The 451-nt window shown below is 43.0% G+C and carries 1 protein-coding gene; it reads right to left on the minus strand.

Annotation, left to right across the window (positions count from 1 at the left end; all coding sequences use genetic code 11):
* A partial coding sequence (locus ACJ2A9_RS23825; RefSeq protein ID WP_441424120.1) for a dihydrodipicolinate synthase family protein occupies nt 1–451 on the minus strand: 451 nt, incomplete at both ends.

A 451-nucleotide genomic window follows, 5' to 3' on the forward strand; every position in this document is an offset into this window, starting at 1 on the left:
CACTTCGTATTGGGCCATATCTCTTTGACCGATTTTAAACGAGACAACGTTTGGAATTTTAGCCATTTCCAACAATTGATCGGTTGTGTAAGAAGATTTTGTCCAAGTTGGGTATTGGTGAACAACAATACCAATGTTAATCGCTTCGGCTACATCTTTAAAAAACTGAACTGTCGATTCTGGCTGCATACCAAATCGTAACCATGAGTGTGGCGGCATTAACAGAATTCCTTCGCCTCCTGCCTTTTCAACTGCTTGAGCATGTTGGATCGCTTCAATTGTTCCCTCAGCTGATACTCCTGAAATGACTGGGATTCGGCCTTGTAATTCATCCGCCGCAATTCGTACTGCTTCTGCACGATCTTCAGGAAGTAATGTCATAATTTCTCCTGTATGTCCGTTTACAACGATACCATTAACTCCTTCGTGGCTCGCTACCCAGCGAACTAAT

This window comes from Anaerobacillus sp. MEB173, assembly GCF_052119505.1.
GTDB lineage: Bacteria > Bacillota > Bacilli > Bacillales > JBJMAU01 > JBJMAU01.